This window comes from Streptomyces sp. NPDC002825 (genome assembly GCF_040295385.1).
In the GTDB taxonomy this organism is placed as follows: Bacteria; Actinomycetota; Actinomycetes; order Streptomycetales; family Streptomycetaceae; genus Streptomyces.
This window is the reverse complement of sequence record NZ_JBEOVH010000028.1, coordinates 52,808-78,941: the sequence shown is the minus strand read 5'-3', so window position 1 is coordinate 78,941 and position 26,134 is coordinate 52,808. Positions and strand designations below refer to the sequence as shown.

Sequence of the window (26,134 nt, the reverse complement as noted above, 5' to 3'; positions counted from 1 at the left end):
CCCCTGCGGGTAAAGGCGGTTAATCGGCCCGCCGCTTGGTGTTCACCGAAAAGCTGCCCGGCGGTCGGCGGTAATGCCGGGGCGGCGCCTAGCGTCGGCCGCGTGGTCAAGCTCTCCGTCGTCGTGCCGTTCTTCAACGTGCAGACATACGCCCCCGACACCCTCACGAGCCTGCGGGCCAACGCCCGCGAGGACTTCGAGTTCCTGCTGGTCGACGACTGCTCGTCGGACGGGACCCCGGAGCTCCTCGAACGGGCCGCGCGCGAGATCCCGGGTGCCGTCCTGATCAGGCACGAGCACAACGAGGGCCTCGCCACGGCGCGTAACACCGGCCTCGACGCCGCCCGCGGCGAGTACATCGCCTTCCTCGACGGGGACGACTGGCTCGCACCCGGCTACTACGGGCGGCTCGTCGCCGCCGCCGAGGAGCTGCGCTGCGACTTCCTGCGCACCGACCACGTCACGGTCACCGGCCGCAACCGCGCGGTGCGCCGGGCGCCGGTCGCCCGCCGCGGCGAGGTGCTGCGTCCCCGGGACGCGATCCTGCCCTCGCACCGGACGACCTCGGTCGACTACCCGTACGCGTGGGCCGGGATCTACCACCGGCGGCTCCTCGACCGGGGTCTGCTGCACTTCCCGCACGGTCTGAGGACGGCCGAGGACCGGCCCTGGATCTGGAAACTCCACCGCGAGGCGGAATCGTTCGCGGCGATCGGGGAACTCGGTGTGTTCTACCGGCGCGGGGTAACGACCTCGCTCACTCAGATCGGTGATGTCCGGCAATTGGATTTCATCCGCGCATTCGACCAGGTGATCGAGGAAACGGCGCGGGACGCGGACGCGGAGCTTCTTCTCCCCAAGGCCGTCCGCACCTATTGCGCGGTGATTTCCCATCACATCGGCTCGATCGAAAGGTTCGAGCCCGAGGTGGCGCGGCTGCTCAAGTCGATGAGCGCGGGCGCACTGCGGCGGATGCCGCAGGGGGTCCTCGACGAGGCCCTGACCGCGATGGGCGGGGACCGCGCGACCATGCTGCGGCGGCTGCGCAGGCGCCGCCCCGCACCCCCGCCGACGGCACCGGTCCGTGGGACGGACACCGGCACCGGGGCGGACGCCGGCGCCAAGACGGACACCGGCGCCGAGGAGGTGGCCGCGTGAGCGCCCGCCGGACCACCCAGATCTTCTGCGCCTCCACCCTCTACGGCGCGGTGACGCTCGCTGCCGCCCTCGACAGCGGCTGCTTCGGGCCCGCCGACCGGCGGATCCTCCTCGTCACCAACAACGCGGCCGTCCCGGAGACGACCCCTCCCCCGGACGAGGCCGAGGGCTTCGGGACCCTGCGCGGCCGCTTCGACTCGGTCCTGTCGTGGAACGAGACGATCTCCCCGCTCCACCCGTCCGGCTGGACCCCCCGCCCCAGCGACCTCCCGATGCTCCAGCGCCATCTGCGCAAGCTCTGGGACCTCGGCGACGACCACGTCGAACTCGCCCTGGAGTCGATCCAGGTGACGCCCGCGCTCGCCATCGCCCAGCTACTGCCCGACGCGCCGATCACGGTGTACGCGGACGGTCTGATGAGCTACGGGCCGACCCGCAACAAGATCGACCCGCTGATCGGCGGACGCGTGGGCCGGCTGCTCCACCTGGACCTCGTCCCCGGGCTCTCTCCGCTGCTGCTCGCCGAGTTCGGGACGGTGCCGGAGCGGGTGGCGACCGAGGCGTTCACCAAGGTCGTCGAGGAGCTGTCGGGGGCCGCCGCCGGGGCCGCCGCCGGGGCCGCCGAGGCGGGGCCCGCGCTGCTCCTCGGCCAGTACCTGGCCGCCCTGGACCTGCTGACGGCCGCCGAGGAGGAGGACCTGCATCTGCGGATGGTCCGGGGCGCGATCGCCCGCGGCCACCGGCGCCTCGTCTTCAAGCCGCACCCGATGGCCCCGGACGCCTGGTCGCGGACCCTCGCGGAGGCCGCGGAGGAGCTCGGCGCCGTCCTGACCGTCGAGGACCGTCCGGTCCTCGCCGAGGTGCTCTACCGCGAGCTGCGTCCCGCGCTCGTCGTCGGCTGCTTCTCGACGGCGCTGCTCACGGCGTCGACGTTCTACGGGCTGCCGGTCGCCCGGGTCGGGACGCGCGCCCTCCTGGAGCGGCTCAGCCCCTTCCAGAACAGCAACCGGATCCCGCTCACGGTCGTCGACGCGGTCGTCCCGCCCCTGGAGGGCGGCGCCGACGACACCGTGGAGGGTACGGACGAGCTGAACGACCTGGTCGCGGCGGTCGGCTTCGCGATGCAGCCGAAGATCCGCCCGGAGCTGCGGGAGTCCGCGGTACGGCACCTCTCGGGGCCACTGGCCGAGCGCACCCGGCACCACTTCACGCGCCGCCGCCTCACCGTTCTGAACCTGCCGGGCGGCCTGCCGATCCCCCGCCACCCCAAGGTCCGCCGGCTCGCGCGCCGGGCGCTGCGCCTGCGCAAGGCGCTGAAGCGCTGAAGCGCCGGCGGACCCGTCCCGGAAGGGCGGGCCCGGGAACCCGTGCGGGGGTTCCCGGGCCCGCCTGGCGCCGGAGGATCAGGCGCGGACGATCGGCTCCTGGATCTCGGCGACCCAGCCGGCCGGGTCCTCCGGGCACTCCAGGTACAGCTCACGGGCGTATCCGGCCGAGCGGTAGCCGTTGGTGTCGATCCAGGAGGCGAGGGTCTGCACGGTCGGCAGGATCTCGTCCATGGAACCGCGGTGGACGATGGTGGCCGCCTCCTCGATGCCGGGCAGGACGTGCACCTCGACGCCCTCCGCGACGGTGCCCTCGGGGACGGTCGTCCCCGCGTGCACGCGGACCGAACCGTCACCCCGGCCCGCTTCCTCGTAGTACGCGACGGCCGGGCCGAAACCGGTGATGCCCGCGGCCTCCAGACGGCCGCACAACTCCTCGTACAGCGGCCCGATGACCGGGCCGATGTCCTCCGGGCCGAAGCTCGCGGCGACCCCGCTCAGCTCGGCGACCCGGACGGCGGGAACCTTCTTGACGACGACGTCCTGCGTGGACATGCGTCCCTCGCTCTCGATGGCGTGGAGCCTCGCACCGACCTGGGCGAGCCGGGCCCGCGCCGCCTCCAGGGCGGCCTCCAGCTCGGCCTGGCGCAGCCGCAGCATCCCCCGCAGCTCCTCCGCGCCGATCTCGTCCCGGAGGATCGCCCCCACCTGTTCGAGGGTGAAGCCGAGGTCCTTGAGCGCGATGACGCGGTTGAGCAGGGCGAGCTGGTCCGCCGTGTAGAAGCGGTAGCCGCTGTGCGGGTCGACGTGGGCCGGGCGCAGCAGTCCGATCGCGTCGTAGTGGCGCAGCATCCGGACCGACACCCGCCCGTGCCGGGCGAAGTCTCCGATGGCAAACATGACGCCCCCTACGGAACGGCCTCACACGGTGTGAGGGTCAAGCACCGGCCAGGGAGAGCTTCACGGCGAACCCGAGGAAGAGGGCGCCGGCGGCGGTGGTGGCGCCGGCCGAGAGCCGCTTGCGGCGGCGGAAGGCGGCGGCGAGGCGGGTGCCGCTGAATATCAGGGTCGTCAGGTAGAGGAAGCTGCCGAGCTGGAGCAGGGTGCCGAGGACCAGGAAGGAGAGCGCCGGGTAGGCGTAGGACGGGTCCACGAACTGCACGAAGAAGGAGATCAGGAAGAGGATCGCCTTCGGGTTGAAGAGGCTGATGATCAGCGCGCGGCGGTACGGGTGCTCGGACGGCCCGCCGTCCGGCTCGGCCGCCGGGGCCTCGGCCACGGTCTCGTGCCGGGCGCGCCACATCGCGAGGGCGGCGCGCAGCATCCCGTACGCCATCCACGCCAGGTATCCCGCGCCCGCGTACTTCACGATCATGAAGAGGAGCGGGGTGGTCTGGAGCAGCGAGGCGGCGCCGAGCGCGGCGAGCGTCATCAGGACGGCGTCGCCGGTGAACACCCCGGCGGCGGCCTGGTACCCGGTCCGGGTGCCCTTGCGGGCGGCGACGGACAGCACGTACAGCGAGTTCGGCCCCGGCAGGAGGATGATGAGGACGAGCCCGGCGAGATAGGTCGGCAGATCGGTGACACCCAGCATGAAGCGGAGTGTCGCACACCGGTACGACACTCCGCTTTAAGTTTCAATTGGTGGAATCGGGTCAGAACGCGTCGGTCGGGACGTACGTGCCCCAGACGGCGCGCAGCGCGTCGCAGACCTCGCCGACCGTGGCCCGCGCCTTGAGGGCGTCCTTCATCGGGTAGAGGACGTTCTCCGTGCCCTCGGCCGCCTTCCTCAGCTCGGCGAGCGCCGCGTCCACCGCCCGCTGGTCGCGCTCGGCGCGGAGCCGGGCGAGGCGCTCGGCCTGCTGCGCCTCGATGGCGGGGTCGACGCGGAGCGGCTCGTACGGCTCCTCGACGTCGATCGTGTAGCGGTTGACGCCGACGACGACCCGCTCGCCGCTGTCGGTCTCCTGCGCGATCCGGTACGCCGAGCGCTCGATCTCGTTCTTCTGGAAGCCGCGCTCGATGGCGCTGACCGCGCCGCCCATCTCCTCGACCCGGCCCATCAGCTCCAGGGCCGCGGCCTCCACGTCGTCCGTCATCTTCTCGACGACGTAGGAGCCGGCGAAGGGGTCGACGGTGGCGGTGATGTCCGTCTCGTACGCCAGGACCTGCTGGGTGCGCAGGGCGAGGCGGGCGGACTTGTCCGTCGGCAGGGCGATGGCCTCGTCGAAGGAGTTGGTGTGCAGCGACTGCGTGCCGCCGAGGACGGCCGCGAGGCCCTGCACGGCGACCCGCACGAGGTTGACCTCGGGCTGCTGGGCGGTGAGCTGCACACCGGCGGTCTGCGTGTGGAAGCGGAGCATCAGCGACTTCGGGTTCTTCGCGCCGAACTCCTCCTTCATCACCCGCGCCCAGATCCGTCGGGCCGCCCGGAACTTGGCGACCTCCTCCAGGATCGTCGTACGGGCCACGAAGAAGAAGGAGAGCCGGGGCGCGAAGTCGTCGACGTCCATGCCGGCGGCGACGGCCGTGCGGACGTACTCGATGCCGTCGGCGAGGGTGAACGCGATCTCCTGCGCGGGCGAAGCACCGGCCTCGGCCATGTGGTAGCCGGAGATCGAGATGGTGTTCCACTTCGGGATCTCGGCCTTGCAGTACTTGAAGATGTCGGCGATCAGCCGCAGCGAGGGCTTCGGCGGGAAGATGTACGTGCCGCGGGCGATGTACTCCTTGAGCACGTCGTTCTGGATCGTGCCGGTCAGCTTGTCCGCCGGGACGCCCTGCTCCTCGCCGACGAGCTGGTAGAGCAGCAGGAGGAGCGCGCCGGGGGCGTTGATCGTCATCGACGTGGAGACCTTGTCCAGCGGGATCCCGTCGAACAGGACGCGCATGTCGTCGATCGAGTCGATGGCGACGCCGACCTTGCCGACCTCGCCGTGCGCGATCGGGGCGTCGGAGTCGTGGCCCATCTGGGTCGGCAGGTCGAAGGCGACCGACAGGCCCATGGTGCCGTTGGCGATGAGCTGCTTGTAGCGGGCGTTGGACTCGACGGCGGTGCCGAAGCCGGCGTACTGCCGCATGGTCCAGGGCCGTCCGGTGTACATCGAGGGGTACACACCGCGGGTGAAGGGGTACGCGCCCGGCTCGCCCAGCTTCTCGGCGGGATCCCATCCGTCCAGGGCGTCCGGCCCGTAGACCGGCTCGATGGGCAGCCCGGACTCCGACTCGCGCGCCATGCGTTGTGCCTCCCGATAGACCTGATGACTCAGCGGTACCGACCCTCGCGACGGACTGTAGTGGCGCGGTGGCGGGCGGCGCGCTGGGACCTTCCTCACAGGATGCGCACTCTCTTCCCCAGGTGCGCAACCGCACGCGCGCGGGAAGCATCCCTACGTACACACGACACATCACGGGGGGCAACGATGAAGCGGTCTTCGTCCGTCATACGCAGAGTGGCGCTGGCGGCAGCGGCGGTGGCACTCGCCGCCGGCTGTACGCCGGACGCGGCGGGTACGGGACCCGGGACGGGTACGGTCACGGCTCCCGCGCCGAGCACGAGCGCGCCCGGGTCGGCGTCCCCGAGCGCGACTCCCACCACGGACGACAAGCCGCCGTCGCCCAGCGCGAAGCCCACCTCCGGGAAGCCGGTGCCGAAGCGGCTCCTGGGCGACGGCGACGAGAACGAGCAGGTGCGCGAGCTCCAGGCCCGGCTGCGGCAGCTCGACTTCTTCGACCGGGCGCCCACCGGCTTCTACGGCACGATGACGGCGGCCTCCGTCAAGAAGTTCCAGGCGCGCCGGGGTCTGCCGCAGACCGGCACGGTCGACGAGGTGACGTGGCAGCAGCTGCTCTCCGTCACCCGGAAGCCGACCGCCGACGAGCTGAAGCCGGCGACGACGAACAAGCTGGACACCCCGGACCCCCGGTGCATGACCGGCCGGGTGCTGTGCATCAGCAAGGAGAGCCGGACGCTCGCCTGGATGATCGACGGCAAGGTCGTCTCCTCGATGGACGTCCGCTTCGGCTCCGAGAACACGCCGACCCGCGAGGGCCTCTTCAAGGTCGAGTGGAAGGCGCGGGACTGGACGTCGACGATCTACCACACGCCCATGCCGTACGCGATGTTCTTCAGCCGCGGCCAGGCCGTGCACTACTCGGCGGACTTCGCGGCCCGTGGCTACGCGGGGGCCTCGCACGGCTGCGTCAACGTCCGTGACCGGGCCAAGCTCTCCGAGCTCTTCGACCAGGTGAAGGTCGGCGACAAGGTCGTCGTCCACTGGTAGGACGGGGAGCGTCGGCGGGAGGAAGCCGGGAGGAAGAAGGGGCGCGGGTGGGACCGGGGGAACGTGTCCCACCCGCGCCGGGTGCGCGGAGCCGTAGGTACGGGGGGAACCCCGGCTCGCTGCGCGGCCGATGACCAGTCGGCATTACTTACTGCGCCGAGGGGCCGAGAAGTGTTACACCCCGAGCGGAAGGTGTGCCTCGTCCGTGATCCCGGCGGGCAGCGCGAGGGCGGCTCCGGCCTGGAGCTGGGTGTCGGTGAGCACGCTTCCGGCCCGGTTCCCGGAGCCGGCGGTGCCGTTGGAGGTGCCGTTGGATCCGCCCTGCGTCCCGCCCTTGCGGTCGCCGTCGGAGCTGTCCTCGGAGTCTTCGCCGCCCGCGTCGCCCTTGCCGTCGCCCTGGGCGCCGTCCTGGCCGCCGTCCTGGGTCGCACCGGTCTCGCCGGAGAGGATCCGGTCGCAGTAGACGCGCAGGGTCTCGCCCTTGCGCAGGGTGCTGGTGAGCTGCTGCCTCGCGGTGGCGTCGAGCTTCCCCGTCCGGTACTCGCGGCAGGCGGTGACGGCCTTCTCGCGGGAGACGGCGGTACCGGTGGCGCTGTCACCCGAAGGCGTCCGGCCGGGCTCCTGGGTGCCCGCACCCGCGGTGGCCGTGCCGCGCGTGTCCGGGACGCGGGGGGTCGGGGCGGTGGACCCGGAGCCGGCCGAGGGGGACGAGCCGGGCGTGGGGTCGCCGCCGCCCGGTTCCGTCGGGGGTGTCTCGGGGTCCTGGCGTATGCCGGGCTCCTTCGAGACGAGCGGGTCCGTGGTCTCCCCCGCCGAGACGGAGCTGGCGGGTGCCGGGCCGGTCAGCGGCAGCACACCCGTGCCGGCGGCGACGGCGACGCCGCCGACCGTGACGGCGGCGACCGCGGCGGCCAGTCCGTACCGTACGGAACGTCCCCAGCGGCGTGCCGGGGCGACGACGGGGGCGAGCCGGACCCGGCCCAGGTCGGCTCCGGTGGTGCGGCGGGCGGACGCGGGCGCGCCGACGGCCGCCGCGGCGGCCCGGCGCTCGGCGGTGGCCTGGCGGAAGGCGGCGAGCGCCGCCGCCTCGCCCGGCAGTTCGGTCTGCGCGGACGGCGGGGCGGCGGGGACCCGGGCCGTGCCGAGGGCTTCGGCGAGGCGCTCGGCCTGGGCGCGCGCACGGTCATCGACGGCCTCGACCGGCTCGCCGCGGAGCAGCCGCTCCGCGGCCTCCTGGTCGAGCCACTGGTACCGCTCGTCGGCCATCACATGTCCTTCTGCGTCCGCGGACGGGATTGCGTCACACCGCCGGGGGTCACGGACCCCGGTGCGCGCCCGCGTTGCGGAGGGACGCCGTCCAGTGGGACGGCGGTTCCCGCGCCGTCGTCCTGCGCGTCGGCTCCGAGGAGTTCGGCGAGCTTCTTGAGCCCCCGGTGCGCTGCGGTGCGCACGGCGCCGGGGCGCTTGCCCAGGGTGTCGGCGGCGCTCTTGGCGTCGAGGCCGACGACGACGCGCAGGACGACGGCCTCGGCCTGGTCCTGCGGGAGCTGGGCGATCAGCTGCATGGTGTCGCCGGTGGCGAGGGCCTCCATGGCCTCGCCTGCCGTGTCGGAGTCGGCGGGCCGGTCGGCGAGTTCGGTCTCGTCGCCGCCGACGGCGGGACGGCGGCCGCGCATCCGTATGTGGTCGAGGGCGCGGTTGCGGGCGATCCGTGCGGCCCAGCCGCGGAACCGGTCCGCGTCGCCGTCGAAGCGGTCGAGGTCGCGGGCTATCTGGAGCCAGGACTCCGAGGCGACGTCCTCGGCGTCCGCTTCGCCGACCAGTGTGCGTATGTAGCCCAGCAGCCGGGGTTGCACGGCGCGGTACACAGTACGGAAGGCGTTCTCGTCCCCGTCCTGCGCAGCGAGCACCGCGGCCGTCAGCTCCGCGTCGTCCCCCAGCACTCCCCAAACCCTGTTCGTCGGTGACGTGGTCGCGCCCCGCGTCATCGCGGCTGGTCACCACCGCCACGCAGCCTCGCGCATCTGCACGCTACGTGGTGTCGCGGTGTCACGTCCACGCGGTCCGGGGTCTTTGTACAACTTGCAACCTCGGGCTGCTCCGAGAGGGTGTGACAGAAAACGCACCGCCGGCGCTGATAGGAGTACGGAGCCGTGCTGCGGCTCCGTGGACGACGACCGGGGCCTCTCCTGTGGGGGGTGGCGGCCCCGGTCGTCTCCCATTTCCCCCCTTTTCCCCCTTTCTTCTTTCCTTCTTTTCTCACTCTTTCTCGCGACCCCTCGCGTCCCGGGGCGCCGTACGCCCTTCGGGTGTCAACCGGCAGTTGACTGTGGCGGGGGCATGCCGAACGGGCCCCGCCCGGACGAAGCCGCGGCGGAGCCCGGAGAGCAGGCGGGGGTCGGTCAGGCGGTGCGGGCGCGACGGGAGACGACCGCGCGCAGCACGCGGCCGCCCTCGACCGAGAGTTCCCGCGCCCGGCGCAGTCCGGTCGGACCGTGGGCGACCGTCTCGAGGACGGCCTGCTGGCGGCGGAGCTCTCCGGCGAGCAGCGGGCCCGCGCCGTCCGCGTCCCCGGCGCGGCAGCGCTCGACGAGACCGTCGGGCACCCCGGCCGCGTCGAACCGTCCGTGCAGGGCGAGCGCCGCGAGGGAGCAGTCCCCGGCCCAGGCGCGCAGGGCGTCGGCGGTCCAGGCGGCCGGGGCCGCGTCGAGCATGGCGCGCACGGCCGCGGCCTCCTCCGTACCGTCGACGTCGAGTTCGACGCGGGCCTTGGCGACGGCCTCGCCCCAGGCACCGCCGTCGCCGCGCGCGACGGCGGCCCACACGGGGCGCAGGGCGTCGGCCCGGTCGGGGGCGAGCAGGGGCAGACAGCGGTCGAGGCAGGCGAGTCCGGCCGCGGCCAGTCCTCGCTCGTCGGCCCCGTCGATCAGTTCCAGCAGGCTCCGGCCGTTCACCGACGTCATGGACGCCTCCTCGCCACCCGTATGCGGACGCAGTACTTCCACTACTGCGCCGAGGGGCGCTTTTTCGTCACTGCGCGGCCGGAATCATGCCAGTGGCTTTGGCGTGCTGCATAGAGGTCATGCGGCGGACGAGGAGGATGGCGAGGACGGCGGCGGTGATGTTGAGGCCGTAGCCCGCGAGGGACCAGAAGGTCGCGGTGTTCCATTCCTCGACGGTTCCGGCGTCCTCGTACAGCCGCCCGGCGATCGAGTCCACCAGTCCGCCGACGACGAAGCACACCCACCAGCTGTTCAGCAGCGTCAGCTCCCCCTTGGCGTCGGCGGCGTACGGCTCCCAGCGGCTGGCACGCCAGATCTCGACGGCGATCGACCGCGGGATCCACAGGTTGCCGAACGGGATGAACCACCCGCCGATGGCGAAGCCGGGCGTACGGGTCTGGAGGTCGGAGGCCCACACCTCGGCGTTGTTCCGCAGCCGGTGGAACCAGATGATGAAGACGACGATGGTGGCGAGGTACACCAGGCCGGCCAGGGCATAGGCCCCGTCGGCCGGGGCGAAGGCGTCCGATTCGGACGTGCCCGCGCCGTCGGCACCCAGTTCGCTTGTTTCGACCCCGCCCAGCAGTACGTCGAAGAAGATGTTGCCCGCGAGCAGGGCCACGACGGCATGGGACAGGCCGATCGGGTTCTTGAGTGTGCGCATGTGGTGGTTCCCCCCAAGGAACAGGCGGCGACCGCTCGGCCGCCGCCGGGGGAACGTACGCGATCCGGACCGATCGCGTCCACGGCGTGGCCATGCGACAAGAGCAGTCGCACAGCTGGCAATCTGCTGGCAGCTTTCGGGTCAGTCCACCTTCGACGCCAGCGCCTTGAACTGCATCCAGGTCAGCGCCGGTTTCGCCGGGTCCCAGACCTTCTGGGCGAGGGCCGCGAGGGGCAGTCGGATGCCGGCCGCCACCTGCGCCTGCGTCTGGGCCCGGGAGAAGTCGCACCAGACCGCGAGCCGGCCGCCGAGGATCTGGGGGTCGTACCGCGCGGGCACGGGGGTGGAGCCGCGCAGCACGCGCGGGGTCCACTGCTCGTAGATCCGGCGGCCGGTGGGGTACGGGAAGCGGTTGGGCTCGCCCAGGATGTAGTAGAGGTAGTCGTCGTTGAGGTTGACCACCTTGCGGCCCGCGCTCAGGTACGAGGCGGGCAGGCGCGCGCCGATCTCGCGGCCCGTCCAGTACTCGACCTCGACGTCCTTGTCGGGGCCGACCACCCCGCCGGTGTAGAAGCCGTCGTTCCAGGCCTTGAGGGTCTTGCCGGTGGGCCGGACGACGGCCGCGCGGTCGTTGAGCCAGCCGGTGGCGAGGTCCTGGACGCGGCCCGAGGGCCCGTACTTCGCGACGGCGGCCCGCGCCAGCTTCGGATAGCTCGCCTCGGGGTTCTTGGCCATGAGGGCGACGTACTCGTCGGCGCCGAGGTGCCAGTACGCGCCGGGGAAGAGCCGGGTGTACTCGCGCAGCAGCTCGTCGACGATCTTCGCCGCGGCCGGGTTCGAGATGTCGACGGTCCCGCGCGGGGTCCGGCCGCTCGCGCTGACCAGCTGGAGGTTCGGGTGCGCGGCGATGACGGCGCCGAGGTGTCCCGGGGAGTCGATCTCGGGGATCACCGTGACGTGGCGGCTCGCCGCCAGGGCGAGGATGCGGCGGACCTCGGCCTTGGTGAGGTGCTGGGTGGAGACGACCTCGGGGTGGCTGTCGGACTCGATCCGGAAGCCCTGGTCGTCGGAGAAGTGCAGCCCGAGCTGGTTGAGCTTCAGGTCGCTCATCTCGCGGATGCGGTCCTCGAGCCAGGCCGCCGTGAAGTGCTTGCGGGCGATGTCGACCATGAGGCCGCGCTGCGGCTTCGCGGGCCGGTCGGTGACGGTCCCCTCGGGCATCGCGCCGGTGGCCTTGACCGACTGCTTGAGGGTGCGGGTGCCGTAGAAGACCCCGGCCTCGTCGGGGCCCGTGATCCGGACGCGGCCGTCGCGGACCGTCAGGGTGTACGACTCGGGGGCGCCCGTCCCCGCCACGGCCAGCTCGACGTCCCCCGGTCCGGCCGCGGCGGCCCCGCGGTACGGGATGCCGAGCTCCCCCGCGATCAGCCGGCCCTCGTCGGCGAGGGCCTCGCTGTTCGCGCCGAGGACGACCCCGCCCGTGGGCACGGGCTTCCAGCCGGGACCGCGGGCGGCCTCGTGGGCGCCGACGGCGGGGATGGTGCGGGGCGCGGAGGAGAGGGGATAGGTCTTCGTCGGCGTCGGCTTCGGTGCCGGGGTGGTCGGCGCGGGGCTCGTGGGCGCGCTGCTCGCGGAGGCGCCCGGGGTGGTCGGACCTGACGGAGAACCGTTCGAACAGGCGGCCACGGTGGCCAGTGCCACCGCGGTCGCCAGAAGCGCGGGGCCCCGGCGAGGCCCCCGGAAGGAGTAACGCATCACTCGGATCCTCCCGCACGGACGAGGGTCCGACCAGTCGACGGAGCCGGAACCCGATCGTCCATCATGTGTTCCGAAACTCTCCCTTCCGGGTGAAATTCGCGCATCCGTCGGACACTTCCCTCATCCCGTCGATAACGTTGCGTCACGCCCACCCCACCCGTCCCGGAGTACCGGAGCCCACGCTGACCAGCGACACCCACGCCCCCTGCCGGAAGCCGGGCTCCACGGACACGCCTGCGATACCTGCCCAGCAGGGCGCGGGCCGGCACCTCTCCGGGCTCGTCCGCTTCAACGCCGCTCCGGCCGGGGCCGTCGAAGCGCTCCTGTTCGACTGCTGCGCGAGCCGGCGCTGGGCCGAGCGGGTGAGCGCGCACCGCCCCTACCCCACGCTCGACGCGCTGCTCGCCGCCGCGGACGAGGCCTCCTACGACCTGTCGCGGGCCGAGCTGGACGAGGCGCTGGCCGCCGAGTCCGCCGCCGTCCCGCATCCCGACGCCCCGCCGGCGGCCCTCATGGCGCTGGGCGCCGCGCACGCCGCGTACGAGAGCCGCTTCGGGCACGCGTTCGTGATCAGCCTGGACGGCGTGCGTCCCGACGAGCACCTCGACCGCGTACTGGCCGGTATCCGGTCACGTCTCGGCAACGAACCGGAGGAGGAACGGGTGGTCGCCGCCGACGAACTGCGCCGGCTCGCCCGCGCCCGCCTCACCTTCACCGTCACCACGCCGTGAATTCGTCCGGAAAGCGGCGATTCAGCCCCGTGCGATAGCCCGTCCGTGCCTGTTTGATCACACTGACGGACCCCGCGCGAGCGAACCGACAAGTCGTCGCTACGATGACCGGGGCCGGTGGACCGTACCCGGCCGGGCCAGACCGACAGAGAAGCCGGCCGGCCCCGATCCCCGCTCCCGGAGGGTTTTTCCGTGCCGGCTGGAACGCTGTACCGCGGCCGGGAAGGAATGTGGTCCTGGGTGGCTCATCGAGTCACCGGCGTCCTCATCTTCTTCTTCCTGTTCGTACACGTGCTGGACACCGCTCTCGTCCGCGTCTCCCCCGAGGCGTACGACGAGGTCGTCGCGACCTACAAGACGCCGATCGTCGCTCTTCTGGAGTACGGCCTGGTCGCCGCCATCCTCTTCCACGCGCTCAACGGCCTCCGGGTCATCGCCGTGGACTTCTGGTCCAAGGGCCCGCGCTACCAGAAGCAGATGCTCTGGACCGTCGTGGGCATCTGGGTCGTGCTGATGGCGGGTTCGCTCTACCCCGTCCTCGGCCACGCCGCACGTGAACTGTTCGGGAGCTGACGCCACTCATGTCTGCTGACACCTCCACCGCGATCGGTCCCGTCGAGGGCGGCGCGCACTACGACGTGGACAACCCCGCGCCGTACATCGAGGCCCCCCGCAAGCGCACGGGCAAGACCCCGCGCGCGACCCGCGGCAACTTCGAGATGGCCGCGTGGCTCTTCATGCGCCTCTCGGGCGTGGTCCTCGTCGTCCTGGTCCTCGGCCACCTGCTGATCCAGCTCTTCCTGGACGGCGGCGTCACCAAGGTCGGCTTCGCCTTCGTGGCCGGCCGCTGGGCGTCCCCGTTCTGGCAGGTCTGGGACCTGCTGATGCTCTGGCTCGCCATGCTGCACGGCGCCAACGGCCTCCGTACGGTCATCAACGACTACGCGGAGCGGGCCAACACGCGCCTGTGGCTCAAGGGCCTGCTGTACACCGCCACGGTGTTCACCATCCTTCTGGGCACGCTGGTGATCTTCACCTTCGACCCGAACATCCGCTAGGCACGGGGCTGAGGTAATCCACGTCATGAAGATCCACAAGTACGACACCGTCATCGTCGGCGCCGGTGGCGCCGGCATGCGCGCCGCCATCGAGGCGACGAAGCGCAGCCGCACCGCCGTGCTGACGAAGCTCTACCCCACCCGCTCCCACACGGGCGCCGCGCAGGGCGGCATGGCCGCCGCGCTGGCGAACGTGGAGGAGGACAACTGGGAGTGGCACACCTTCGACACGGTCAAGGGCGGTGACTACCTGGTCGACCAGGACGCCGCCGAGATCCTCGCGAAGGAGGCCATCGACGCCGTCCTCGACCTGGAGAAGATGGGCCTGCCGTTCAACCGCACCCCGAACGGCACCATCGACCAGCGCCGCTTCGGCGGTCACTCCCGCAACCACGGCGAGGCCCCGGTCCGCCGGTCCTGCTACGCCGCGGACCGCACCGGCCACATGATCCTCCAGACGCTGTACCAGAACTGCGTCAAGGAGGGCGTGGAGTTCTTCAACGAGTTCTACGTCCTGGACCAGCTGATCACCGAGGTCGACGGGGTCAAGCACTCCGCGGGCGTCGTCGCCTACGAGCTGGCCACCGGCGAGATCCACATCTTCCAGGCGAAGGCCGTCATCTACGCCTCCGGCGGCACCGGCAAGTTCTTCAAGGTGACCTCCAACGCCCACACCCTGACCGGTGACGGCCAGGCCGCGTGCTACCGCCGCGGTCTGCCCCTGGAGGACATGGAGTTCTTCCAGTTCCACCCGACGGGCATCTGGCGCATGGGCATCCTGCTGACGGAGGGCGCCCGTGGTGAGGGCGGCATCCTCCGCAACAAGGACGGCGAGCGCTTCATGGAGAAGTACGCGCCGGTCATGAAGGACCTCGCGTCCCGTGACGTCGTCTCCCGCTCCATCTACACGGAGATCCGCGAGGGCCGCGGCTGCGGTCCCGAGGGCGACCACGTCTACCTGGACCTGACGCACCTTCCGCCGGAGCAGCTCGACGCCAAGCTCCCGGACATCACCGAGTTCGCCCGTACGTACCTCGGCATCGAGCCGTACACGGACCCGATCCCGATCCAGCCCACCGCGCACTACGCCATGGGCGGCATCCCGACGAACGTCGAGGGTGAGGTCCTCTCGGACAACACCACCGTCGTCCCGGGCCTGTACGCGGCCGGCGAGGTCGCCTGTGTCTCCGTGCACGGCGCCAACCGTCTGGGCACCAACTCGCTGCTCGACATCAACGTCTTCGGCAAGCGCTCCGGCATCGCCGCCGCCGAGTACTCCGCCAAGAACGACTTCGTCGAGCTGCCCGAGGCCCCCGAGGCCTTCGTCGTCGCGCAGATCGAGAAGCTGCGCAACTCCACGGGCAACGAGCGGGTCGCCGACCTGCGCCGCGAGCTCCAGGAGACGATGGACGCCAACGTGATGGTGTTCCGCACGGAGCAGACCATCAAGACGGCCGTCGAGAAGATCGCCGAACTGCGCGAGCGCTACGAGAACGTGTCCATCCAGGACAAGGGCAAGCGCTTCAACACCGACCTCCTGGAGGCCATCGAGCTGGGCAACCTGCTCGAACTGGCCGAGGTCATGGCCGTCTCGGCCCTGGCGCGCAAGGAGTCCCGCGGCGGTCACTACCGCGAGGACTACCCGAACCGCGACGACGTCAACTTCATGCGCCACACCATGGCGTACCGCGAGGTCGGCGAGGACGGCTCCGAGACCGTCCGTCTCGACTACAAGCCGGTCGTCCAGACCCGCTACCAGCCGATGGAGCGTAAGTACTGATGGCTACCCCCGTACTGGACAAGGTCGAGGCGGAGTCCGCCGCCTCCCCGTACATCACGGTCACGATGCGGATCCGCCGCTTCAACCCCGAGGTGTCGGACGCCGCGGTCTGGGAGGACTTCCAGATCGAGATCGACCCGAAGGAGCGTGTCCTCGACGCCCTTCACAAGATCAAGTGGGACGTCGACGGCACGCTGACCTTCCGTCGCTCCTGCGCGCACGGCATCTGCGGCTCCGACGCGATGCGGATCAACGGCAAGAACAGGCTCGCCTGCAAGACGCTGATCAAGGACATCAACCCGGAGAAGCCGATCACGGTCGAGGCCATCAAGGGCCTCACGGTCCTCAAGGACCTCGTGGTCGACATGGAGCCGTTCTTCCAGGCGTACCGGGACGTCATGCCGTTCCTGGTCACCAAGGGCAACGAGCCGACGCGCGAGCGTCTGCAGTCCGCCGAGGACCGCGAGCGCTTCGACGACACCACCAAGTGCATCCTGTGCGCCGCGTGCACCTCGTCCTGCCCGGTCTTCTGGAACGACGGCCAGTACTTCGGTCCGGCCGCGATCGTCAACGCGCACCGCTTCATCTTCGACTCGCGTGACGAGGCGGGCGAGCAGCGCCTGGAGATCCTGAACGACAAGGACGGCGTGTGGCGCTGCCGCACGACGTTCAACTGCACCGACGCGTGCCCGCGTGGCATCGAGGTCACCAAGGCCATCCAGGAAGTCAAGCGCGCGCTGATCACGCGTCGTTTCTGACCTCCGGCACGGCGGGAAAGCCCGCTTCTGTACGCTGCGGCGTGCAGGAGCGGGCTTTTTTCTTTGTGGAGGACGGGGACTGATGAGCGAGCCGAACCCTTACGCGGACGGTGAGTACAAGTGGGGACCGGGGCAGCAGGGCGGCACCCCGGCCTACGGATATCCGCAGGACGCGACGCCCGGGGCACCGGCGTACGGGTACCCGCAGACGCCGCCGCCCTACCAGCCGACCCTGCCGGGCGGCGTTCCGGTGCCGCCGCAGCAGGCGCCGATGGGCGGCGGGGCGCCGGCGCTGAGCCTCGGTGACATCACGGTGGTCGGCGACCAGATCATCACGCCGGCCGGGAACATGCCGCTGAAGGGCGCCGTGTGGAACGCGATGGACATGTCGCGGACCGAGGAGAAGCTGCCGACCGTGGCGATCGTCCTCGCGGTGATCTTCTTCCTGTTCTGCCTGCTCGGCCTGCTGTTCCTGCTGATGAAGGAGAAGACCACGACCGGCTTCATCCAGGTCACGGTGACCAGCGGCGGCCGGCACCACTCGACGATGATCCCGGCGACCGGTCCTGACAGCTTCCAGCGGGTGATGGGCCAGCTCAACTACGCGCGCTCGCTGAGCATGTGACGGGCGCTCCTTCGGCTGTCGGCGAGTGCAGCTCTCAGCCGCCGACGAGCGGGACGAGTCTGAGGAAGACGACCTCGGTCTCCGGACCCACCGTCACCGTCTCGTCGAGCTCCTCGATCTGACGGTCGCCCACCAGGACCAGGAAGCCGTTCCGCCCGAAGGCCTCCACGGCCCGGGCGAAGGCCTCCTCACCGGCCTGCTCGTGGGCGACCCGGCGGCGGATCAGCTCGCGCAGGGTGAGCCGCTCTTCCGTGACGGGCAGGCGGGGGCCGGCCGTGCGGCCCCCCGAGGTCGTCTCGTCGACGAAGGTCACCGTTCCCATGCCCCGGAGGGTAGGGGTCGGCACTGACAGGCTCAGGCGTGCCAGCCCTGGGCGGGGCCGCCCGCCTCGGCCTCGACCATGATCCGGCGCAGCAGGCCGTTGAGCAGGTCGCGCTCCGCGGGGGTGAGGACGCCGAGCAGCCGCTCCTCCTCGTGCCCGAGGACGTCCATCGCGCCGAGCCAGGTCTCGTGACCGGAGGCGGTGAGTTCCACGACGACCCGGCGCCGGTCGGTCGTGGACTGGGTGCGGCGGACGAAGCCGCGCTTCTCCAGGGCGTCGAGGCGCCCGGAGACGGAGGCGGGGGCCAGGTCGAGGTCCTGGGCGAGTTCGGAGGGGGCGGCGCTGCCGCCGCGGCCCGCGAGCTTGTGGAGGGTGTCGAACTCGTGGCGTTCCAGGTCGAAGTCGACGAGTGACTGCTCCCTGACCCGGCGCAGATGGACCGAGAGCTTCTTCATCCGGGTGACCGCGCCTTCGACGACGGGGTCGAGGCCGGGAAGGACGGGCTGCCACCGGGCGACGTGCCCATCGGTCCAGTCGCGCGGTTCCTGCTGTTCGGGGTGCGCCATGGGGTGATCGTACGTCGGTCGGGGCGTCCGTCCCCCTCGAAGTATTTCGTTGACGAATTATTCGGCACCGAAATACTCTGCGGTCCATGGTCACCACCTCCGCACGCTCCGTCGCGCCCCCGCCCGTCCCCCACCCCCTGCGCACCCGCTCCTTCCGCCTCCTCTTCACCGGCCGCACCCTCTCCCTCCTCGGCGACGCCGCCATCCCCGCCGCCCTCGCCCTCGCCGTCCTGGACGCCACCGGCTCCACCTCGGCGCTCGCCCTGGTCCTCGGCTGCGCGATGGTCCCCAAGCTGCTCCTGCTGCCCGTGGGCGGCGTCGTCGGCGACCGCCTCGACGCCCGTACGGTCGCGCTCACCACGGACCTCGTACGCTGCGCCACCCAGCTCGTCGTCGGCATGCAGCTGCTCGGCGGCACCCCCAGCCTCGCGGTCCTCGCGGTCGCCGAGGCGCTCGGCGGCGCGGCCGGGGCCTTCGCCATGCCGACCGGCTCGCCCCTGGTGAAGGGCACCGTGGAGGTGGCGGCGCTGCACCGCGCCAACGCGGCGATGAGCGTCGCCCAGAGCGGCAGCCGCCTCGCCGGTCCCGCGCTCGCCGGCACCCTCGTCCTGACCGTGGGCCCCGGCTGGGCTTTCGTCCTGGACGCGGCCACCTTCGCCGTCAGCGCCCTGCTCCTGACGGCCGTACGGGTGAAGCGGGTCCCGATCCCGCGCCGCTCGCTCCGCGCCGACCTCGCCGAGGGCTGGCAGGAGGTCCGCTCCCGGGACTGGTACTGGACCAGCCTCGTCGGCCACAGCGCCTGGAACGGCGCCGCCGCCGTCCTGATGACCCTCGGGCCCGCGATCGCCGTGCAGCGGCTCGGCGGCGGCACCACCTGGGTCGTCCTCCTCCAGGTCGGCGCCGTCGGCTTCCTCCTCGGGGCGCTGCTCGCCGACCGGGTCAGCCCCCGGCGCCCGGTGCTGACCGCGAACCTCGGCCTCGCCACGTACGCGCTGCCGCTGGTCCTGCTCGCGCTCGCCGCGCCCGCGTGGCTGACGATCGCGGCGTACGGGCTCGCGCAGGCGGGGCTCGGCTTCCTGTCCCCCGTGTGGGAGACCGCCGTCCAGCGCGCGGTGCCCGAGCACGCGCTCGCCCGGGTCACCTCGTACGACTGGCTGCTCTCGCTCGCCGCGATGCCCCTGGGCTACGCCCTGGCCCCGCTCGCGGCCTCGGCCTGGGGCCCCGAAGTGCCGCTGCTGGCGGCCGCGGTGGTCGTCGGCGGGTGCTGCGCGGGGACGGCGCTGGTGCCGGGGGTGAGGCGGTTCGTCGCCTAGGGCTGTCAGTGGGGTCCTCTACCGTCGTCTGCATGGTGGGGATCACAGGCCTGGAGAGCAGGCTGGACGAGGCATTGGCGCGCGAGGTCGCGGAAGGACCGGGGGCGGTCGGCGAGTTGCTCGCGTCCCTGGACACGGCCGCCCGGAGGGAGAGCGCGCTCGCACTGCACCTGCGGGCCTGCCGCGGCGACGCGCGCCCTGTCGCACCGGCCCTCGCCGCGCTGGCGGAGCAGGAGTTGGGCTGGACCACGGCCGAGGCGGACCTGCTGCTCGCGCGGCTCCTGGGAAAGGACGCCGAGGTCGCCCCGCACGAACTCCACGGCGTGTTCCCGACCTTGGTGCCCATCGCCCTGGCGGCGGCCGCGCAGGCCGAGGACTTCGACCGGCCCCGGGTGCGGGCGCTGCAGCGGATCGTCGAGTCCCACTACGTCTACCGGAGCGACGCGTACGTGGGGATACGGAACCTGATGGACGCCCTGCTGCGCCGCGAGGTGCCGGTGGTGCCCGGCCGGCTGCCCCGGCAGGTCCTCGACGACCTCGACGCATACGGCCCGGCAATGCGCGCGACGCACGGCGAGCTGCTGGCGGAGGCAGGCGTGGCGGCGTTCCTCGCCCACTGTGTCCTCCTGGACAAGCCCAGGGCGACGCGGGCGTGGCGCCGGAAGGCGGCGGTCCTGCTCGGGCAGGCCGAGCAGGGGGCGGAGGCGGTGCGGCGGCTGTTGGAGGGGATCGCCGCGCAGCCCGAGCACCGGGTGTCGGACCGCAACCCGTGGCATCAGGTCGACTGGGGTCTCGTCGGCGACACCAACACCTCCCTGGTCCGCGGACTCCTGTGGGCCGCGCTCGCCATCGACGCCGACTGGGTGGTCCCGCTCGTGGGGGCGGTCGCGCTGAACGCGGGGACGGGGATCGGCGGTTCCGGCGGGTTCTGCCGCAGCCAGACACTGGCCACCACCGCCGTTGCCGTGCTCGGGGAGTGCGAGGGCGCCCGCGGCGAGGAGGCCGTGCAGTGGCTCGGGCGGCTGCCGAAGCGGGTGAAGAACCGGACGGTGAACAAGGGCATCGCGAAGGCCCTGGAGACCGTCGCCGCCCGCGCCGGGCTCACTCCGTCGATGCTCCGCGAGCGCGGGGTCGCGACGCTCGGCCTGGACGGGCGCGGGATCCGTGAGGTGCCGCTGGGGGCGTACACGGCGGAGCTGGCGGTACGGGAGCCGGGCACGGTCGCACTGTCCTTCAGGGGCCCGGAGGGGAGGCTCCTGAAGACGGCGCCGAAGGAGGTCCGGGAGACTCGCGCCGAGGAGCTGCGGGAGGTCAGGGCCGGGCTGAAGGAGCTCAAGGGCCTCGTGGCCGCCGAGCGGTCCCGCCTGGAGGAGCACCTCGCGGCGGGGACGGTCTGGCCGGCGGAGGACTGGCAGCGGTACTACGTCGACCACCCGGTGACGGGGGCGCCGGCCCGGGCGCTGCTCTGGGAGGTGGCCGAGGACGGTGACTGGACGGCCGGTGTTCCGGAGCGCACCGGCGGCGGCTGGGCGCTCGCGGGCGAGGACGGGACGGCGCGTCCGGTCGGTCCGGGCGCCCGGCTGCGGCTGTGGCATCCGCTGCGGGCCGGTGGCGAGGAGGTCGCCGCGTGGCGGGCGGCGCTGACGGAGCGGGAGGAGCGGCAGCCGTTCAAGCAGGTGTTCCGCGAGGTGTACCCGCTGACTCCGGCGGAGCTCGTGACCGGCTCGTACTCCAACCGCTTCGCGGGGCACGTCCTGCGGTACGGGCAGGCGCGGGCGCTGATGGCGGAGCGCGGCTGGACGGGCAACCACCTGGGGTACTTCTCGGACGGCTGGTCCTCGGAGCTGGTGAAGGAGCTGCCCGCGCCGGGTGAGCTGCCGGCCGGTGAGGGGATGCGCTGGCGGGCCCGGTTCTTCGTGGAGCTGGTCGACGAGGGGGCGCACCGGGACGGGGTGGCGCGGCTCTGCTCCACGGACCAGGTGCGGTTCGAGCGGCGGGCGGCCTCGGCGGGGCCGCGGGGCGCCTGGGAGGCGGTCGCGCTCGCCGACGTACCGGCGCTCGTCCTCTCGGAGGCGCTGCGGGACGTGGACCTGTTCGTGGGGGTGGCGTCGATCGGGGCGGACCCGAACTGGCGGGACCGCGGCGAGGACCGGGCCTACGACGGGTACTGGGAGCGCTGGTCGTTCGGTGAGCTCACGGAGTCGGCGCTGATCCGGCGCGAGACGCTGGCCCGGCTGCTGCCCAGGACCCGGATCGCGGACCGGGTGGAGCTGACCGACCGGTTCCTGCGGGTGCGCGGGGAGCTGCGCGCGTACCGGATCCATCTGGGCTCGGGGAACGTGCTGATGGAGCCGGACGACAGCTATCTGTGCATCGTGACCGACCGTTCGCGGGACCGGGGGAAGGTGTTCCTGCCGTTCGAGGAGGACGGCGGGCTGCTGTCGGTGATCCTTTCGAAGGCGCTGCTGCTCGCCGCCGACGACCGGATCACCGACGCGACGATCACCGCGCAGATACGCCGGGGCTGAGCTCGGAGACCTCGGCCAGGAAGGAGAGGAGCAACCGGGCCGTCTCGTCCGGGCGTTCCAGGGCGGGGAGGTGGCCCGCCCAGTCGAGGTCGACGCGGCGAGCGGCGGGCAGGAGGTTCCCGAGCTCGTCGGCGATCGCCCGGAAGTCGGGCAGGTCGTGGGCGCCGACGGCGACGAGGGCGGGGGCCTCGATCCGGGCGAGGTCGTCGCGGGTGACCTCGGCGGCGACGGGGTGGTGTTCCTCGGGGGCGGCGAGCTGGAGGTCGAAGGCGCGCCGCTGTCCCTCCCGTACGAGGGCGCGGGCGGTCTCGGAGGCCTCGGGGCCGAGCCAGGTGTCGACGTTGAGCTCGACGGCGGCGTCGAGGTCGCCGGCCTCGACGAGCGCGTCCTCGCGGGCGCCCCAGGCGCGCAGCTCCGGGCTCGGCACCATGCCGGGCATCGCGGAGCCCAGCAGCGCGAGGGCGGAGACGCGTCCGGGGTGCAGGGCGGCGAGTTCGAGGGCGACGCGGCCGCCGAAGGAGGAGCCGACGACGGCGGCGCGGTCGGCGCCGAGGTGGTCGAGGAGGGCGCGCACGTCCTCGGCGTGGGTGTGCGGGGCGTCGACGGGGCTGTCGCCGAAGCCGCGGAGGTCGCAGCGGACGACACGGTGTCCCGCCCCGGCCAGTGCGTGGAACTGCCCGTCCCACATCCGGCGGTCGCAGACTCCGGAGTGCAGCAGGACGACGGTCGAGGGGCCGGTTCCGGCCAGGTCATGAGAGAGCGTCACCCGCCCGACCCTATGCGCGGGGTCCCTGCGCGGCCAGCTCTTTACCCAGGCGACTTGAACACGTTCAAGAGGAGGTCTACAGTCATGACCGCCAGCTTTTGAACGCGTTCAAGGGAGGGTGGGGCATGGACCTCACTGTCGTCGCGTACATCGTCTACCTGCTGATCAGCGTGGCCCTCACCATCTGGGTCGCCCGCACGCTCAGCCGCAACGGAAAGGTCTTCCTCTCCGACGTCCTGCACGGGAACGAGAAGCTCGCGGACGCCGTCAACCACCTCCTCGTGGTCGGCTTCTACCTCGTCAACTTCGGCTTCGTCGCCCTCTACCTGAGCCAGGACGCCGCCGTCCTCGACGCCCGGGCGCTCTTCGAGGCCCTCTCCGTCAAGCTCGGAGTGGTCCTGCTCGTCCTCGGCGTGATGCACCTCGGGAACGTCTACGTGCTCAACAAGATCCGCCGCCGCGGGGTCATGGAGCGCGAGCAGGTGCCCCCGGTCGGCCCGCAGGGATGGACCGCGACCCCCAAGGGCGGCCCCTGGGCCCCGCCCGCGCCGCAGGCCTGACCGTGGCGCCGGCACCGGCGAGGCCCACGACCCCCGTGGGACGCCTGACCGTCCTGTACGACGCCGACTGCCCGCTCTGCGTGCACCTCAGGCACTGGCTGCTGCGCCAGCGGCAGCTCGTCCCGCTCGACCTCGTACCGGCGGGATCGCAGCGGGCACGGCGCCTCTTCCCGGACCTCGACCACGCCGCGACCCTGCGGGAGATCACCGTGGTCGGGGACCGGGGCCAGGTCTACCGGGAGACCTCCGCCTGGATCGTCTGCCTCTGGGCCCTGGCCGACCACCGGGCGAAGGCCCACTGGCTCTCCACCCCGGCGGGACAGCCCTTCGCCCGGGCGACCGTCCTGGCGGCCGCCAAATGGCGCGAGGCCCTCAAGGGGCCGGGGCTGGACGACTGGTCCTGCGAGGGCGGGCACTGCGAGGTGCCCGGTCAGCCCGGTTAGGCTCGGGGCCGTGACGGAAGAGAAGAAGGCCCCCAAGAGCGAGCAGACCCGCACGCTCATCCTCGAAACCGCGCTCCGGCTGTTCAAGGAGCGCGGTTACGACAAGACGACGATGCGGGCCATCGCCCAGGAGGCCGGGGTCTCCGTCGGCAACGCGTACTACTACTTCTCGTCCAAGGAGCACCTCGTCCAGGGCTTCTACGACCGGATCGCCGAGGAGCACCAGGCGGCCGTCGAGCCCATCCTGAGCGGCCCCGAGAAGGACCTCACCGCCCGGATCCGCGGGGTCTACCTCGGCTGGCTCGACATCGCGGAGCCGTACCACGAGTTCGCGGCCCAGTTCTTCAAGAACGCCGCCGACCCGGACAGCCCGCTCAGCCCCTTCTCCCCCGAGTCGGAGGGCCCGCGCGAGGCCGCGATCGAGGTGCACCGGCGGGTCATCTCCGGAGCCACGGTCAAGGTCGACCCGGAACTGAAGGAAGCGCTCCCGCAGTTGCTCTGGCTCCAGCAGATGGGCCTCGTGCTGTTCTGGGTGTACGACCGCTCGGAGGGCGCGGCGAACAGCCGCCGCCTGGTGGAGCGCCTCGCGCCGGTCACCGCCCGCGCGATCTCGCTGTCCCGCTTCCGGATCCTGCGCCCGCTGGTCAAGGAGACGCACGAGCTGCTCGCCGACTTCATGCCGACGGCGGCCGGAATGGCGGCCTCGGGCAAGCCCAAGAAGAAGACGAGCCCGAAGCCGCAGGAGACCGCGTAGAGCCGCCGGCTCAGATCCAGCTGAGCTCCCACAGGCGCCAGATGCCCGTGCCGTCCGTCAGGTACTGGGAGCCGGTGACCGCCTCGGTTGAGAGGACGTAGTCCTTCTTCTGCCACAGCGGGACGAGCGGGACGTCGGCGGCGACCTCGTCCTGGATCTCCTTGAAGTCGCTCGTCGCCCGGCCCCGGTCGCTGTACTGCTGCGTCGAGGAGATCAGGTTGTCGATCCGCTTGCTGGAGAAGCCGTTGTGCAGGGTGTTCGCGGTGCCGACGAGCGGGGCCGTGAAGCTGTCGGAGTCGGGGAAGTCGGGGAGCCAGCCGACGGGGTAGGCGTCGTAGCTGCCCTTCGCGTACCCCTTCTGGAAGCTCTGCCAGTCGGCCTCGACGACCTTGACCTCGAAGAGGCCGGTCTCCTCCAGCTGCCGCTTGATCTCGGCGGCCTCGGCGGCGTAGGTGGCGTCCTTGCGGAAGCCGTACGTGAACTTCACCGGCGTCTTGACCCCGGCCGCCTTCAGGAGGCTCTTGGCCTTCTTGGCGTCCGGCTCCGGGTAGACGTCGAAGAAGGCGGTGCTGTGGCCGACGAAACCCTGCGGGATGAGGGAGTACAGCGGCTCGACCGTGCCCTTGTAGGCGCCCGTGGTGATCGCCGGGCGGTCGAGGACGGCGGCGACGGCCTGCCGTACGGCCTTGTCCGCCATGGGCGAGCCGGACCGGACGTTGAAGTTGAGGTTGCGGATCTCGGCGCTCTCCGCCTCGGTGACCCGGGTCCCGTCCTTGGTGTCCAGGCTCGAGAGGAAGGCCGGCGGCAGCTGGCGGTGCGTCACCTGGACCTCCTTCGCCTTCCAGGCCTTGGCGAGGTCCTCGGACTGGCCGAAGTACTTCACGAGCACCGTGTGGCCGGCCTTGCTGATGGCGCCCTTGTACCGCGGGTTGGGCTCCAGGCGGGCGGACTCGCCCTCCTTGTACTCCTTGAGGACGTACGGCCCCGAGCCGTCGACCACGGCGCCCGTCCGCAGCTTGTCCGCCGGGTACTGGTCCTTGTCCACGATCGAGCCGGCGCCCGTGGCCACCTTCTGCGGGAACGTGGCGTCACGGCCGCTCAGGTGGAACGTGACCGTACGGCCCTCGGCCGAGACGTTCTTCAGGGTCGGGAAGAGCGGCTGCGGACCGACGTCCGTCTTGATGTGCAGCATGCGCTCGAAGGAGTACTTGACGTCCTCGGCGGTGATCTTGCGGCCGTTGGCGAAGGTGAGGTCGTCGCGGAGCGTGCACTGGTACGTGGTGAGCCTGGTGCCCACGAACTTGCAGCTCTCGGCCGCGTCGGGGACCGGCTGGCTGAGGCCCGGCTTGAACGTCAGCAGCGACTGGAACACATTGCTGTACATGGCCCAGGAACCGGCGTCGTAGGCTCCGGCCGGGTCGAGCGAGGTCACCTCGTCGGTCGTGCCGACGGTGATCGGGTCGGTCCGCTCAGCGTCGGAGGGCAGGAGTTGCCACCCCCCCACCCCGGCGGCCACCAGTACTCCACAAGTGATGAGGATCCGCAGACGGACCGTCGACCGCATTGACGTGCTTCCTTTTTTTGATACCACCCCAGATGCGACGGCCCCCGGAAACGTCGCGATGGCTGCATCCCATCACACGCATTTCACAAGCGGAAGAGAAAACTTTCACACCACAGGTATATGTCCGGGATATGAGAATTTAGGGCGATGAGCAGCACGTATCGACCCCGGCGCAG

General features: G+C 71.6%; 26 protein-coding genes. 14 read left to right on the top strand and 12 right to left on the bottom strand.

Features of this window, described 5'->3' with window-relative positions; all coding sequences use genetic code 11:
- The first annotated feature begins 102 nt into the window (after positions 1-102).
- Both ABT041_RS29435 and ABT041_RS29430 read left to right on the top strand, forming a co-directional pair.
- Complete coding sequence (locus ABT041_RS29435; protein ID WP_351190014.1) at positions 103-1,158, top strand: glycosyltransferase family 2 protein; 1,056 nt, start codon at positions 103-105, stop codon at positions 1,156-1,158.
- Positions 1,155-2,483 (top strand): polysialyltransferase family glycosyltransferase, encoded by a 1,329-nt coding sequence (locus tag ABT041_RS29430; RefSeq protein ID WP_351190011.1) that lies wholly within the window; start codon positions 1,155-1,157, stop codon positions 2,481-2,483. The genes ABT041_RS29435 and ABT041_RS29430 overlap by 4 nt, the downstream gene beginning before the upstream one ends.
- A 78-nt stretch (positions 2,484-2,561) precedes the next feature.
- On the opposite strand, the gene ABT041_RS29425 is transcribed toward ABT041_RS29430, so the two are convergent.
- From ABT041_RS29425 to ABT041_RS29415, 3 genes are all read right to left on the bottom strand, one after another.
- Positions 2,562-3,383 (bottom strand): MerR family transcriptional regulator, encoded by an 822-nt coding sequence (locus tag ABT041_RS29425; protein WP_351190008.1) that lies wholly within the window; start codon positions 3,381-3,383, stop codon positions 2,562-2,564.
- Between the two features lie 37 nt (positions 3,384-3,420).
- The gene (gene leuE, locus ABT041_RS29420; protein ID WP_351190005.1) at positions 3,421-4,077 is read right to left on the bottom strand and encodes a leucine efflux protein LeuE; all 657 of its coding nucleotides are present in this window, start codon (positions 4,075-4,077) and stop codon (positions 3,421-3,423) included.
- A gap of 61 nt (positions 4,078-4,138) precedes the next feature.
- Positions 4,139-5,719, bottom strand: coding sequence for an acyl-CoA mutase large subunit family protein (locus ABT041_RS29415; RefSeq protein WP_351190002.1), 1,581 nt, complete (start codon positions 5,717-5,719; stop codon positions 4,139-4,141).
- Positions 5,720-5,905: 186 nt separating this feature from the next.
- Between ABT041_RS29415 and ABT041_RS29410 the strand changes: the two genes are divergently transcribed.
- Complete coding sequence (locus ABT041_RS29410) at positions 5,906-6,766, top strand: L,D-transpeptidase family protein (RefSeq protein ID WP_351189999.1); 861 nt, start codon at positions 5,906-5,908, stop codon at positions 6,764-6,766.
- A gap of 174 nt (positions 6,767-6,940) precedes the next feature.
- On the opposite strand, the gene ABT041_RS29405 is transcribed toward ABT041_RS29410, so the two are convergent.
- The 5 genes from ABT041_RS29405 to ABT041_RS29385 all read right to left on the bottom strand — a co-directional run bounded on the left by ABT041_RS29405 (position 6,941) and on the right by ABT041_RS29385 (position 12,187).
- Positions 6,941-8,032 (bottom strand): hypothetical protein, encoded by a 1,092-nt coding sequence (locus ABT041_RS29405; protein WP_351189996.1) that lies wholly within the window; start codon positions 8,030-8,032, stop codon positions 6,941-6,943.
- The gene (locus ABT041_RS29400) at positions 8,032-8,709 is read right to left on the bottom strand and encodes an RNA polymerase sigma factor (protein ID WP_351189993.1); all 678 of its coding nucleotides are present in this window, start codon (positions 8,707-8,709) and stop codon (positions 8,032-8,034) included. Before ABT041_RS29400 ends, ABT041_RS29405 begins: the two co-directional genes overlap by 1 nt.
- A gap of 459 nt (positions 8,710-9,168) precedes the next feature.
- A complete protein-coding gene (locus ABT041_RS29395) occupies positions 9,169-9,729 on the bottom strand; it encodes a hypothetical protein (RefSeq protein ID WP_351189990.1) in 561 nt (186 codons plus the stop codon).
- A 67-nt stretch (positions 9,730-9,796) separates the two neighbouring features.
- A complete protein-coding gene (locus ABT041_RS29390; RefSeq protein WP_351189987.1) occupies positions 9,797-10,432 on the bottom strand; it encodes a DUF4328 domain-containing protein in 636 nt (211 codons plus the stop codon).
- A 141-nt stretch (positions 10,433-10,573) separates the two neighbouring features.
- Positions 10,574-12,187, bottom strand: coding sequence for a beta-N-acetylhexosaminidase (locus tag ABT041_RS29385; RefSeq protein WP_351189984.1), 1,614 nt, complete (start codon positions 12,185-12,187; stop codon positions 10,574-10,576).
- Between the two features lie 140 nt (positions 12,188-12,327).
- Between ABT041_RS29385 and ABT041_RS29380 the strand changes: the two genes are divergently transcribed.
- The 6 genes from ABT041_RS29380 to ABT041_RS29355 all read left to right on the top strand — a co-directional run bounded on the left by ABT041_RS29380 (position 12,328) and on the right by ABT041_RS29355 (position 17,142).
- Positions 12,328-12,921, top strand: a complete 594-nt coding sequence (locus ABT041_RS29380; RefSeq protein ID WP_351189981.1) for a 2-oxo-4-hydroxy-4-carboxy-5-ureidoimidazoline decarboxylase — start codon at positions 12,328-12,330, stop codon at positions 12,919-12,921.
- A 192-nt stretch (positions 12,922-13,113) separates the two neighbouring features.
- The gene (gene sdhC / locus ABT041_RS29375) at positions 13,114-13,494 is read left to right on the top strand and encodes a succinate dehydrogenase, cytochrome b556 subunit (protein ID WP_015035721.1); all 381 of its coding nucleotides are present in this window, start codon (positions 13,114-13,116) and stop codon (positions 13,492-13,494) included.
- Between the two features lie 8 nt (positions 13,495-13,502).
- On the top strand, positions 13,503-13,979 hold the full coding sequence (locus ABT041_RS29370) for a succinate dehydrogenase hydrophobic membrane anchor subunit (protein WP_086830972.1): 477 nt from the start codon (positions 13,503-13,505) through the stop codon (positions 13,977-13,979).
- 25 nt (positions 13,980-14,004) lie between these two features.
- Positions 14,005-15,759, top strand: a complete 1,755-nt coding sequence (sdhA, locus tag ABT041_RS29365; RefSeq protein WP_351189976.1) for a succinate dehydrogenase flavoprotein subunit — start codon at positions 14,005-14,007, stop codon at positions 15,757-15,759.
- On the top strand, positions 15,759-16,517 hold the full coding sequence (locus tag ABT041_RS29360; RefSeq protein ID WP_041130880.1) for a succinate dehydrogenase iron-sulfur subunit: 759 nt from the start codon (positions 15,759-15,761) through the stop codon (positions 16,515-16,517). The genes sdhA and ABT041_RS29360 overlap by 1 nt, the downstream gene beginning before the upstream one ends.
- Positions 16,518-16,599: 82 nt before the next feature.
- Positions 16,600-17,142, top strand: coding sequence for a hypothetical protein (locus tag ABT041_RS29355; RefSeq protein WP_351189972.1), 543 nt, complete (start codon positions 16,600-16,602; stop codon positions 17,140-17,142).
- A 34-nt stretch (positions 17,143-17,176) separates the two neighbouring features.
- Here ABT041_RS29355 and ABT041_RS29350 read toward each other — a convergent pair whose 3' ends face one another.
- Both ABT041_RS29350 and ABT041_RS29345 read right to left on the bottom strand, forming a co-directional pair.
- On the bottom strand, positions 17,177-17,464 hold the full coding sequence (locus ABT041_RS29350) for a hypothetical protein (RefSeq protein ID WP_351189969.1): 288 nt from the start codon (positions 17,462-17,464) through the stop codon (positions 17,177-17,179).
- Positions 17,465-17,496: 32 nt separating this feature from the next.
- Entirely contained in the window at positions 17,497-18,030 is a 534-nt protein-coding gene (locus ABT041_RS29345) for a MarR family winged helix-turn-helix transcriptional regulator (RefSeq protein ID WP_351189966.1), read from the bottom strand.
- Positions 18,031-18,116: 86 nt separating this feature from the next.
- Between ABT041_RS29345 and ABT041_RS29340 the strand changes: the two genes are divergently transcribed.
- Positions 18,117-19,343 carry an MFS transporter gene (locus tag ABT041_RS29340; RefSeq protein WP_351189963.1) on the top strand — a complete coding sequence of 409 codons (1,227 nt, stop codon included), beginning with the start codon at positions 18,117-18,119 and terminating at the stop codon, positions 19,341-19,343.
- A 32-nt stretch (positions 19,344-19,375) separates the two neighbouring features.
- On the top strand, positions 19,376-21,871 hold the full coding sequence (locus tag ABT041_RS29335; RefSeq protein WP_351189960.1) for a DUF4132 domain-containing protein: 2,496 nt from the start codon (positions 19,376-19,378) through the stop codon (positions 21,869-21,871).
- On the opposite strand, the gene ABT041_RS29330 is transcribed toward ABT041_RS29335, so the two are convergent.
- Positions 21,846-22,637, bottom strand: coding sequence for an alpha/beta fold hydrolase (locus tag ABT041_RS29330; RefSeq protein WP_351189957.1), 792 nt, complete (start codon positions 22,635-22,637; stop codon positions 21,846-21,848). The two genes, ABT041_RS29335 and ABT041_RS29330, sit on opposite strands and share 26 nt — an antisense overlap.
- 125 nt (positions 22,638-22,762) lie before the next feature.
- Between ABT041_RS29330 and ABT041_RS29325 the strand changes: the two genes are divergently transcribed.
- The 3 genes from ABT041_RS29325 to ABT041_RS29315 are packed head-to-tail and all read left to right on the top strand — an operon-like array spanning position 22,763 to position 24,394.
- Complete coding sequence (locus tag ABT041_RS29325) at positions 22,763-23,197, top strand: hypothetical protein (protein WP_351189954.1); 435 nt, start codon at positions 22,763-22,765, stop codon at positions 23,195-23,197.
- A gap of 35 nt (positions 23,198-23,232) precedes the next feature.
- Positions 23,233-23,640 (top strand): thiol-disulfide oxidoreductase DCC family protein, encoded by a 408-nt coding sequence (locus ABT041_RS29320; RefSeq protein ID WP_351189951.1) that lies wholly within the window; start codon positions 23,233-23,235, stop codon positions 23,638-23,640.
- A gap of 10 nt (positions 23,641-23,650) precedes the next feature.
- Positions 23,651-24,394: a TetR/AcrR family transcriptional regulator gene (locus tag ABT041_RS29315; protein ID WP_351189948.1), complete on the top strand. Its 744-nt coding sequence runs from the start codon at positions 23,651-23,653 to the stop codon at positions 24,392-24,394.
- Positions 24,395-24,404: 10 nt separating this feature from the next.
- Here ABT041_RS29315 and ABT041_RS29310 read toward each other — a convergent pair whose 3' ends face one another.
- Positions 24,405-25,958: an ABC transporter substrate-binding protein gene (locus tag ABT041_RS29310; protein ID WP_351189945.1), complete on the bottom strand. Its 1,554-nt coding sequence runs from the start codon at positions 25,956-25,958 to the stop codon at positions 24,405-24,407.
- Positions 25,959-26,134 lie beyond the last annotated feature (176 nt).

Excerpts from the sequence above, each read along its gene's own strand:
- ABT041_RS29425 (WP_351190008.1), bottom strand. The coding sequence starts at position 3,383 with ATGTTTGCCATCGGAGACTTCGCCCGGCACGGGCGGGTGTCGGTCCGG.
- leuE (WP_351190005.1), bottom strand. The coding sequence starts at position 4,077 with ATGCTGGGTGTCACCGATCTGCCGACCTATCTCGCCGGGCTCGTCCTC.
- ABT041_RS29415 (WP_351190002.1), bottom strand. The coding sequence starts at position 5,719 with ATGGCGCGCGAGTCGGAGTCCGGGCTGCCCATCGAGCCGGTCTACGGG.
- ABT041_RS29410 (WP_351189999.1), top strand. The coding sequence starts at position 5,906 with ATGAAGCGGTCTTCGTCCGTCATACGCAGAGTGGCGCTGGCGGCAGCG.
- ABT041_RS29405 (WP_351189996.1), bottom strand. The coding sequence starts at position 8,032 with ATGGCCGACGAGCGGTACCAGTGGCTCGACCAGGAGGCCGCGGAGCGG.
- ABT041_RS29395 (WP_351189990.1), bottom strand. The coding sequence starts at position 9,729 with ATGACGTCGGTGAACGGCCGGAGCCTGCTGGAACTGATCGACGGGGCC.
- ABT041_RS29390 (WP_351189987.1), bottom strand. The coding sequence starts at position 10,432 with ATGCGCACACTCAAGAACCCGATCGGCCTGTCCCATGCCGTCGTGGCC.
- ABT041_RS29385 (WP_351189984.1), bottom strand. The coding sequence starts at position 12,187 with ATGCGTTACTCCTTCCGGGGGCCTCGCCGGGGCCCCGCGCTTCTGGCG.
- ABT041_RS29370 (WP_086830972.1), top strand. The coding sequence starts at position 13,503 with ATGTCTGCTGACACCTCCACCGCGATCGGTCCCGTCGAGGGCGGCGCG.
- sdhA (WP_351189976.1), top strand. The coding sequence starts at position 14,005 with ATGAAGATCCACAAGTACGACACCGTCATCGTCGGCGCCGGTGGCGCC.
- ABT041_RS29360 (WP_041130880.1), top strand. The coding sequence starts at position 15,759 with ATGGCTACCCCCGTACTGGACAAGGTCGAGGCGGAGTCCGCCGCCTCC.
- ABT041_RS29355 (WP_351189972.1), top strand. The coding sequence starts at position 16,600 with ATGAGCGAGCCGAACCCTTACGCGGACGGTGAGTACAAGTGGGGACCG.
- ABT041_RS29350 (WP_351189969.1), bottom strand. The coding sequence starts at position 17,464 with ATGGGAACGGTGACCTTCGTCGACGAGACGACCTCGGGGGGCCGCACG.
- ABT041_RS29345 (WP_351189966.1), bottom strand. The coding sequence starts at position 18,030 with ATGGCGCACCCCGAACAGCAGGAACCGCGCGACTGGACCGATGGGCAC.
- ABT041_RS29340 (WP_351189963.1), top strand. The coding sequence starts at position 18,117 with ATGGTCACCACCTCCGCACGCTCCGTCGCGCCCCCGCCCGTCCCCCAC.
- ABT041_RS29335 (WP_351189960.1), top strand. The coding sequence starts at position 19,376 with ATGGTGGGGATCACAGGCCTGGAGAGCAGGCTGGACGAGGCATTGGCG.
- ABT041_RS29325 (WP_351189954.1), top strand. The coding sequence starts at position 22,763 with ATGGACCTCACTGTCGTCGCGTACATCGTCTACCTGCTGATCAGCGTG.
- ABT041_RS29310 (WP_351189945.1), bottom strand. The coding sequence starts at position 25,958 with ATGCGGTCGACGGTCCGTCTGCGGATCCTCATCACTTGTGGAGTACTG.